Genomic DNA, 8,541 nt, shown 5'->3' with positions numbered 1-8,541 from the left:
TTAAATTCTAGAAGATAATTTATTAGTATACTAATAAATTATCTTTATAAAGATAATTTATTAGTATACTAATAAATTATCTTCTAGAATTTAAAGAATTTTATTTCAATACACATACTATTAATATATGAATTTAAAGTTTTAACCAGAACTTCTTAATAAGATCTCGGGCTTCTTTTTATTAATAAAAAAGAAATGGTAATATTGTTTTGTAATCTTGATATATAAAATGCGGCACTCCGGGCCAATCATAATACAATTTTGCTTTTTAATACGAATATGTCTATCAAAAACTTTTTTAAAAAAAATTTAATTGTAAACATAAAAACAAATTATAAAGTTAAAGTATAAAAAAATATTATAAAAACTTACTTAATGCCATTAATAAGTGGTATTAAAAGATTTTGAGAAGAAATAATTGAAGCTTAATCTAAGCTCAAAAAAAATAAATATAATAAAAATTCAAAGTTTTAAGACAATAAGAACCCCATTAAACCTAAAATCATGCGACCTTTCTATAATAATTTAACATTCTGCACCATCCCCACTTGTTAATGCATCATTATACATGATAAGCTTTTCAGCTTTATTAAAATAGAAAGATTTGCTCTTTTATGCTTCACCTTATTAATCAAAAGAATCTCAAATAAAGTGGATAACTATCAGATAGTATTATTCTCACAAAAGAGTTTTGAATTAATATGTGGACCACTTTAAAAACTTGCTTTTCAAGCTTAGATTAAACTTTTCAAAAGTCTTATTTTACTTTTAATTTATCTTCCTTAATCTTAGAGATTTTTTAAAAAAAACTATTACTACAGAAGTAAACAAAATCAACCCAAACTTTATTTGCTTACAATAAATTGATTTCAATTTATTGTAAATTGCGCTAATATTTTACTTGTCAAAACTTACTATTAGGAGATAATAAAAACATGAAAAAAATTTTGACATTAATATTAATTTTTGGGCTGACAATGCAAATCTTTGCCACAAAAGAAAAACAAGACGGAATTAAAAAACAAGATAGAATTGAAAAAGGTATTGAAAGTTTCAATAAATATGATAAAGAGAAAAAAAATCCAATAGGGCCATTCCTTTTAAATTTATTTTTGCCCTTTGGAATAGGATCCTTTGTCCAAGGAGATTATATTGGTGGAGGCTCAGTACTTGGATTTAATTTATTAGGAGCAATCCTTTGTGTAAATGGAATTATTCTTAACCTTGGTGAAAAACAATTAACCGGATACATACTAATAGGAGTAGGAGCAAGCATGGTTTTAACATCCTACACGGTCTCACTTATTATTCCGTTTACATTTGCAAATCGGCACAATGAAAATCTTAAAAAAAGACTCAGCGCTGAGCTTGCAGGTTTTGAGCCCAATTTTGATCTTGGAATAAACGGATTCCAATTATCGTTTAAAAAAAATTATTAAACAAATATTAGATAATAAAATTATTTTATTATCTAATATTTGAATTAAAAATCAATTTGCTAACAAAGAAGGCATTCACACTAATGCTCTTCTTGACTTATAAATTGTACTTAAAATATCCTTAATCTTTGAATACTCTTGCAATCTTACCATACCCTCAACCTAATTTAAAAAATTATTCTTAATAATAAATTGGTACAATATTTTTAACAATTAATAATAATAATTATTAATTAAAATATTCTAAACATATTATTAAAATGCTATAATTACTAATTATTAATAATTAAAATACTTTTTAAGGAGACTATTTTGAAAAAAACGATTATTGTATTTATAATATTAGCATTAATGCTTAATTGCAAAAACAAAAGTAATGATACCGAGCCAAACAACGATCTAGATGAAAAATCCCAAGAATCTCAAGCTAAATCAAATCTAGTTGATGAAGATAGAATTGAATTTAGCAAGGCAACAACTTTAGAAAAATTAGTAGGCAAATTAAACTTAAACAACACTGAAAAAGAAACATTAACATTTTTAACAAACTTATTAAAAGAAAAATTAGTAGACCCAAATATTGGCTTGCATTTTAAAAATACTGGTGGAGATGAAAGCAAAATAGAAGAGTCTGTACAAAAATTTCTATCAGATCTAAAAGAAGATGAAATAAAAGAGCTGCTTGCGAAAATTAAAGAAAATAAAGATAAAAAAGAAAAAGATCCAGAAGAGTTAAACACTTATAAAAGCATACTTGCTAGCGGATTTGATGGAATTTTTAATCAAGCAGATTCCAAATCTATACTTAATACCCTGAAAGACACTATATAGCAAACCCAAATTCAAAATTCATAATTAATTAAAAAAGCTAGTGGTTTTAAACTGCTAGCTTTTAAAATAACTTTTTAGTTAATCAACGAATTAAATGCAAAACTTGCACTTTTTATCTTAGGATATTTTTCAATTATTTTTTTCATAGCAACATTAAAAAGCTGAGAATCAAGCGAAATTCTGCAAACTTTTTCATTTTTTGGATGCTGCTTGGACTTAATTGTAATCTCGGCAATCATATCACTCCAAGTCCCATTATTATAAAGAGAAACAAAAGCCTCAATCACTTTTTTAGCATCACTAGAACCAAAAGGATATGCGGTTACAAGCCCAGGTTCAACTGATTTTTCAGACATTGGAAGTCCTCCAAAAAATCCACCCTTATTTTCATTAAAATTTATATCACTTCCCTTGCTTATCAATTTAAATCCAGAAATAGAATAAAGCGGATCACTCTCATTAGTAGTTTCAAAAATTATTAAAGGCATAGCATAAGAAATGTAGACACCATCAACAGGAGAAACAAGATAAGAATACTTAATACCCTTAAGCTCTTTAATAAAATCTCCGCACTCGCCAAACAAATCTCTGGCTTTAATTTTTATCCAGCGAACAGAAACCGGCCATAAAAGCATATTTATTGATTTTGTTCCTTCTAAAAACTCTATTTGGCTGTAATCAATAAATGTATTTTTATTCTCAAGCGCTTTTAAAGTCTCATAATTCTGAAAATCAGATGCTAAACCAGAATCTCCAGAAAAAAGCCCAAAATTCATCGCTCCCAAAGTTCTTTTTTCTTGATCCAACCTATTTGATCTACTTTCTTCTTTAACAAGCTTACTGGCCTCTCTCTCCATTTTTGAATTATCATCTAAATTACACCCTAGAATTAAAACCACAAAGGATACAATGACTCTTCTCAAAATGCTCCCCCTTTTAAACTTTTAAACTTTTAAACTTTTATCTAATATTTAAAATTTTTAAATTAGATTATTAGAAGCAAATGTAGATCAATTAACAAAAAAATCAAAATAAAACTTACCGCCTACTAATCTCTTTTATCAAGCTGTTTAACATGTGATTTATATAATCATAAAGTTTTTTATTCTTGCCAATATTGTTGTAATAAAGTTTAAAAATTTCTAAAAGAGAATTTCTAGCCTTAAAAATCAAGACTCTTTTGTTTTTATTCCTAATAGAGCCTAATGCTTGTTTAAAAGATTTACGTGATTTCTCCATTTCTTTTAAAAACCTATTAATATCGTAATTTAATGTTATTTCCTCTAGCTTTCTTAATATCAACCTAGAATATTCCTTTCCAAGCCTTTTAAACAAATCGTCAAGATTTTCAAAATCTAACTCTCCGTCTAACAAAACCCTACAACATTGCAAAGTCTCTTCTTCTTCGTCTGTTAAATTGCGCTTCCAATTTAAATGCCAATCAAGCTCTGACTTTGTAGTAAGAGAAAAATTTTTTAATTCAAGAAGTTCTTTGCTAACACTGCCAATTTGTTGATCGATTGTTTTTTCAAGAGCAACAAGAATATCTGCGCTTGAACCACCAGCATTAATCTTGGTTAGATAAAATTGTTGACACAAATTCATATCTAGAAGAGAAATTTCATCTTCTCTATCACTTTTATCGGAATAATTTCCAATCAATCGCACTAAAGTGCTCATTTTAGAAGACAAATCTCCCCACCGCTTTTTTCCTATATCAATCAAAAACTGATTAACATCTTTTTCGCTGTATTTATATTTCGCCAACACTTCATCATTGTTTAAAAGCCATCCACCAAGAGCATATCTATTCTCATCATTTTGCAAAGATTTCTTGAAAAACTCAAAATTTTTATCTTCTTCCAAGTTTAAATGGGGAATCCAAATCTCATCATGAGCATTTTTCAGCAAAGCTTTACTGTATCTTGACTTGCCAATATTGTGCTTTGAAGAAGTTTCTTGCAAAGACTCAGAATTATCTAAATTGTCAAAATCACTACTCAACTGATCCAGGTCTTTAGGCATTAAATTTTCAGAATTTCTTAAAGTTTGCAAATCCTTTTTAAAGCCTTTAGATTTTCTTAATGCTTGGCTATTTTTTTTGCTTTCAAAATTACTTAAATTAGAGTCTTTAAGTCTATTATTCTTAAAGTCTAAAGATTTTTTTTCATTGCTTAAATTTTGCTTATTGTTAGAAGTGGCACTTTTAAAATCTTCTTCCAAAGATTTGCCCTTACAATTAACAAACAATAGAAAGCTAATAATAAATGCAATTCCTATTTTATTCATAAATTAATTTTCCCCTATTTAATTATTGGTTTAAATAAAAATATAGCTCACTTTACATACACTAAATGCATACATCGCATTATTTCTTACTATAAAAGGAATTAGGCTTACAACTGTTTTAATAATTCGTTTTTTAAAATAAAAAACCCATTTAAAATAATTAAAATAAGGTCTTAAGCCTAAATTAATCCAATATGGCCTTTTAAAGCAAAAAGTATTAATAATCCATGTTATTTAACAGCCTAAAAATTACATAGATAAACTAAAATTATTAACATCAGCCCAAATCACAGAAATTTAAATTCTCAAATTTAGACATTTTTGCAACAAAATAAACAAACATAAATAGAAAGATTAACTCTTATGTTAAGAGTTAATCTAAGGATTAATTAAAATAAAAAAGTTAAAACGAAGCAGATGCATCATAGTTTTTCACAAGATTACAAGCCTCTTCAATGCTTTTGGTAGTCACAAAAGATTGTCGCAAATTCTCTATGTAAGTTTTTTCAACCTGTAACAACTGCTGCTTAGCATTGGCAACATTTGGATCATTTGAGCTCTCAAGATCCATTTTAGCCTTTCTTTTAGCCTGTAAACACTTAACAACAGTAGCAAGCATTTCTTTTATTTTCACTTCATTTAAATTAAAAATTTGATTAAACTTATCAGGATTACTATCAAGAACTACCTGCTCAAGAAAAAACAAAGCTTCTTTTTGATCATCATTTAAAGAGTCTATAAAAGCCATTTTAGGTTCTTTATTTCTATTAGAAGAATTTAAAAGCTTTGAAGGCCTTCTTCTAATGTCAGAATAATTGAATTCTTTACAAGAAAAGAATAATAAAATAACAAATAACAAAATATTTTTCATACCGTCTCCCGCAATGCGATTACGCAAAATATTTAAATTTAAAAATTAAATAAACTTTTTTAAAAAAAATATAAATTATAATATATCTCAACATTTAAAATAATAAACATTTTGTAAAACTTTATAGCAATATCTAACAAAATATGTTAGAATGACTTTGGTAGTTAAAAATGGAAATTAAAATTGATGAAAAATTTAATATTGTATTTAACAACGATCTTAAATTAATAGAAAACATTGAAGAACAAAAACAGCGTTTATTTTTTTACCTTAAGACACCAAAAGGTAGCTTAAAAGAAAATCCAAGTTATGGATTTGACTACAGCTTTTACTTTAAACTTTGCAAAGCCAATAAACTAGAATCTATTAAAAATTTTTTTTTAAACCTTTCAAAAGAACTTAAAATAGACCTTATTAATGTCAAGCCAACCATTAAAAACAAAACAATAACAATAAATTTTTTCTTTTTAGGAAAAGACAATTTAAAAATGGATTTTAAAATATGAGTATAATTTTTGACAAAAACTTAGGAATATTGGAAAAAACAATAGAAGAAATTCAAAATGAAAAAAAACATATTTTGAGAACAAAATACGGCATAAATATTAAAGACAATTCAATTTACGACATAATAAACTTTCCAAGCTCAAGCATTGATAAACAAATATCAGAGGTCTTAAAAGAGCTTTTTTCAAAAATAAAAGAAAATGGAAGCTACTTTAATGCACTCAAAGAAGATTTAAGCACACCCAAAAGCTCAACTTATGAAGCAATAAGAAAAGCCCTGCTAAATGTTGAAGGGGTTAAACACATAAACATTTTAAGTGGGCCTGGAACAATCAACCTATACTTAATACTGCAAGAAGATTGCTTTAAAGAGAAAGAAAAAAATCAAATCAAAATTGAAACTAAACAAAATATTTGGCAAGCAATCTACTATACAGCACCAAGCGGAACAGTTTTTAAAGGTGATATTGAGATTGAGTTTTTAAACAAACACAATCAAAAAAAAACATACAAATTCAGCTTAGGCAAGAAAAAATATGCATATCTTAAAGCAGTCTACAAAACAGAAGCAAAAGACGCAATCTACAAAGAAATAGATGCTCAAATTAGAGATATTTATAACAAAATATTAACCGAAAAATACATTGAAATGGGATCATCTCTTAGATATCAAGACTTTCTTGCACCAGTTAGCATTATCAGGGGAATAAAAGAGATGAGAATCGGAGTTTGTATTAAAAGTGATGACACAAAAAAAATCACACAACTTAGCGACAGTGATTTTACATTTAATAAAGACGAAAACACCAGCGAGAATGAAATCATTATTTTTGATACAAACAAAAGACTGCTTATTAACAGAGAATAAAAATGAATAAAGAAATACCAAAATTTTTAGAAAATACCCAAATTGAAAAGTTTATTTACAATGAGCTTAATTACAAAAAAGAAATATTAAGAGAACTAAAAGAACTGCTTGAAAACTTTAACACAATTAATGTTAAAAAGAGCATTAACTCTAAATACATTGCATTGCTGATGCTTTCAATATTTAACGCATTTCACTTTAAAAAAGAGCTAGATAAAAATCTTGTTAACTCTTTAGATGCCATTATTTTTGCAATCAAATCCATTGGCACTGACGAGAGCTTCATTGTGCTCTTTAAAGCCTTTTTACACGCAAATGTAGAAGTCAGCTCAAATGAAGACGCTCCGGGTGAAATAATAATAAAATTGCTTGGAAACATTAAATCCCCTATTGAATTTAATATTGCAGCAAAAAATCAAAACAAACTAAAAAAAATAACCGTAAAGCACTCTGGATTTAAAAAGGCTCTAACTTCTAACTATATGCCCAAAGATTACAAAAACTCAGTATATGAATTTATTAAAATATTAATTCCTATAGGAAGAATAGTTAAAATCATAGACAAAAAACAAATAGAAATAAAAGGCACAAGAACAAAAAAATTTAGCACAGCAGAGCATTTTTTTTGATTTACCGCCTACTAGCGTGTAAATAACAATTAAAACTAAAAGAAATTTAAAAAGGAGAATTTATGAATACCAACGAACCACAAGAAAGTGTACAAATAAAAGACTTAAACAGAAAAACAAAAGTTAATCAAAGCGACCTTATTCCTATTGATGACATAATAGAAGATACTTGTGCAATCACATATAAACATCTCCTAGAACAAATACAAAACGATACATTTTACAACGGTGAATTTGGATGCTTTAAAAAAGCAATAAAAAACGTAATTAGCAAGGAACTTTTAGAAAACAAAGAATATATAAAAAACATTTACATTAAAGTAATCTCTAAGCTTTTAGGACTAAGTGAACCACTTGAAAACATAGATTTTGACACTGTTTTTAAAAAAATTAAATCTACGTTTATTGAGGGCTTAAAACATACAAACACAAAACCATCTTCAAACAAAATTTCAATCTACAACTCAGACACAAAAGATATTGAACTTATTCAATTTGAAATTTTGATTGAAAGTTTAAAAGAGGTTCTTGCAGAAAAATCTGAAATAAATCAACTCAAAAATGATTTAATCGGCTATTTAAAAATAAACGATTTTACAAATAAATTCCGAAACTCTTTCAAATCAATCCCCAAACAAACTTTTGATATAAAAAATGAACAGCTTGTAAGCTGCTACCAAAACGGAATCCCACAAGTTGTAGACGTTCCTATTTGGTGGCAAGGAAAACCACACGGCTTTGGAGGACTACACACAATAGTTGATGATGCTAGAATAATAGAATTCCAATACAAGAATAAAGCTACAACCGTTGTACTTAAAAACAGAAGTAGTACATCAATTGTAATAAACGAATCGCATAAAGACAATTACATTTACTTACAAATAGATGCAGAAATTAGGTATTCAAGCTCAACAGAAGATCACAATAAGCAATTTTACCTTCAATTTGAAAAAAGCTCTGCAAAAATTCTAATAGCTTCATTTTCTTCTCAAAACATGCCCACACTTAAAACACCAATTTACAATGGCTGGTACTACGTTGGATCAGGCAAACTAAGCATGGGAGAAGAAATGCCAATACTAAACAAAGCATAAAAAATAAATA

Annotated in this window: 9 protein-coding genes; 6 read left to right on the top strand and 3 right to left on the bottom strand. The window is 27.3% G+C overall.

Annotation, left to right across the window (positions count from 1 at the left end):
* Positions 1-935: 935 nt before the first annotated feature.
* On the top strand, positions 936-1,439 hold the full coding sequence (locus HNQ06_RS04565; RefSeq protein WP_184107765.1) for a P13 family porin: 504 nt from the start codon (positions 936-938) through the stop codon (positions 1,437-1,439).
* 312 nt (positions 1,440-1,751) lie between these two features.
* Entirely contained in the window at positions 1,752-2,270 is a 519-nt protein-coding gene (locus tag HNQ06_RS04560; protein ID WP_184107764.1) for a BBA03 family outer surface lipoprotein, read from the top strand.
* A 74-nt stretch (positions 2,271-2,344) separates the two neighbouring features.
* Here the strand turns inward: HNQ06_RS04560 and HNQ06_RS04555 are convergent, their stop codons facing one another.
* The 3 genes from HNQ06_RS04555 to HNQ06_RS04545 all read right to left on the bottom strand — a co-directional run bounded on the left by HNQ06_RS04555 (position 2,345) and on the right by HNQ06_RS04545 (position 5,430).
* Complete coding sequence (locus tag HNQ06_RS04555; RefSeq protein WP_184107763.1) at positions 2,345-3,193, bottom strand: S2/P23 family protein; 849 nt, start codon at positions 3,191-3,193, stop codon at positions 2,345-2,347.
* A 115-nt stretch (positions 3,194-3,308) separates the two neighbouring features.
* The gene (locus HNQ06_RS04550) at positions 3,309-4,559 is read right to left on the bottom strand and encodes a hypothetical protein (RefSeq protein WP_184107762.1); all 1,251 of its coding nucleotides are present in this window, start codon (positions 4,557-4,559) and stop codon (positions 3,309-3,311) included.
* A gap of 403 nt (positions 4,560-4,962) precedes the next feature.
* Positions 4,963-5,430: a BBA07 family lipoprotein gene (locus HNQ06_RS04545; RefSeq protein WP_184107761.1), complete on the bottom strand. Its 468-nt coding sequence runs from the start codon at positions 5,428-5,430 to the stop codon at positions 4,963-4,965.
* Between the two features lie 170 nt (positions 5,431-5,600).
* Between HNQ06_RS04545 and HNQ06_RS04540 the strand changes: the two genes are divergently transcribed.
* From HNQ06_RS04540 to HNQ06_RS04525, 4 genes are all read left to right on the top strand, one after another.
* Complete coding sequence (locus HNQ06_RS04540; protein ID WP_184107760.1) at positions 5,601-5,936, top strand: contractile injection system sheath initiator; 336 nt, start codon at positions 5,601-5,603, stop codon at positions 5,934-5,936.
* Complete coding sequence (locus HNQ06_RS04535; protein ID WP_184107759.1) at positions 5,933-6,805, top strand: DUF276 domain-containing protein; 873 nt, start codon at positions 5,933-5,935, stop codon at positions 6,803-6,805. Before HNQ06_RS04540 ends, HNQ06_RS04535 begins: the two co-directional genes overlap by 4 nt.
* Before the next feature lie 2 nt (positions 6,806-6,807).
* Positions 6,808-7,434: a DUF735 family protein gene (locus tag HNQ06_RS04530; RefSeq protein ID WP_184107758.1), complete on the top strand. Its 627-nt coding sequence runs from the start codon at positions 6,808-6,810 to the stop codon at positions 7,432-7,434.
* A gap of 62 nt (positions 7,435-7,496) precedes the next feature.
* A complete protein-coding gene (locus HNQ06_RS04525; protein WP_184107757.1) occupies positions 7,497-8,531 on the top strand; it encodes a DUF685 domain-containing protein in 1,035 nt (344 codons plus the stop codon).
* The last annotated feature ends 10 nt before the right edge of the window (positions 8,532-8,541 follow it).

The sequence above is a fragment of the Borreliella lanei genome, from assembly GCF_014205895.1.
GTDB classification, from domain to species: domain Bacteria; phylum Spirochaetota; class Spirochaetia; order Borreliales; family Borreliaceae; genus Borreliella; species Borreliella lanei.
This window is presented reverse-complemented; position numbering and strand designations above follow the sequence as displayed.